Origin of the sequence: Pseudomonas lactucae, from assembly GCF_016937615.1 — a bacterium.
Classification (GTDB): domain Bacteria; phylum Pseudomonadota; class Gammaproteobacteria; order Pseudomonadales; family Pseudomonadaceae; genus Aquipseudomonas; species Aquipseudomonas lactucae.
Map to the genome: position 1 here is coordinate 1 of NZ_JAFHKI010000222.1, position 1,151 is coordinate 1,151.

A 1,151-nucleotide genomic window follows, 5' to 3' on the forward strand; every position below is an offset into this window, starting at 1 on the left:
TTCTCGCAGATGTGGCGTCCGACCGTTGCGACACCGGCTCCCGGCGCCGTGCCCAAGCCGCTGGACGTGGTCGTGTGCATGAAGCACCCGCCGATGCCACCGCAGTTTCTGGCCGAGGGTTCGGACAAGGTCACGATCAACGGCCAGCCGGCGGTGCGCAGCGGTGATCGCAGCACGTGTGATGCGACCGTCGTGTCCTCTGGGTTGATCTCGTCGAACGTGACCATTGGCGGCGGCTCGGTGGTGGTGCGTGAGATTCGCAGCGGCAAGACACCGGGCGTCGGGCTGGCGGTGACGGCTTTGTTGATGCTCAAGGGCGGCAAGGGCAAGTTCTTCAGCAAGTTGCCCTGCATGTTGATCGGCGGCGCGACCTCGATGGCCATTAGCAGCGCGATGGGGGCGATGGCCAATGCGGCGATGGGCTCGTCGAACCCGGTGCATGCGGCCACCGGCGCCAAGGTGTTGGGCGGCGATGATGAGTTGGACTTCGTCCTGCCCGGCATCCTGCCGATTGATTGGCAGCGTTTCTACAACAGCCGTGACGAACGCACAGGCAGTTTGTTCGGCGCGGGTTGGAGCGTGCCGTATGAGGTGTGCGTCGAAGTTCGTCCACATCCCGAGGGCGGCGAAACGCTGGTGTACACCGATGAGCAGGGGCGCCCTATCGACATGGGCTACATCCCTTTGGGTGGCGCGGTGTTCAGTGCCGGTGAAGGGCTGGCCGTGCGGCGACACCTCAATGGGCAGTTACTGATCGAAAGCGATGACGGGCTGTATCGCTTGTTTGAACCCTCGGCCAACCCCGCATTGCTGCGCCTTGGCCAGCTCGGCGACCGCAACGACAACCGCGTTCACATCGATTATGACGAAGCCGGGCGACTGATCCGGCTGCGCGATACGTTCGATCTGGTGCAAGTGGAGTTGATCCGCGATCAAGGCCACGTGGTGCGGCTCGAACGGCTGTACCCCGACCAGCGCCGCGAAGTGCTGGTCAGCTACGGCTACGACGCTATCGGCAACCTGGCTGAGGTCCGCGATGCCACTGGCCAGGTGCAGCGGCGCTTCAGCTACGATGCTGGCCGGCGCATGGTGGAACACCAGTTGCCGACCGGGTTGCGCTGTTTTTACGAGTGGGCCTTGGTTGAAAACGC

The 1,151-nt window shown here is 63.8% G+C and carries 1 protein-coding gene; it reads left to right on the forward strand.

Annotated features, from left to right (window positions below; translation table 11 throughout):
- The coding region (locus tag JWR98_RS28530) for a DUF6531 domain-containing protein (RefSeq protein WP_205491835.1) at window positions 1-1,151 on the forward strand (1,151 nt) is incomplete at both ends.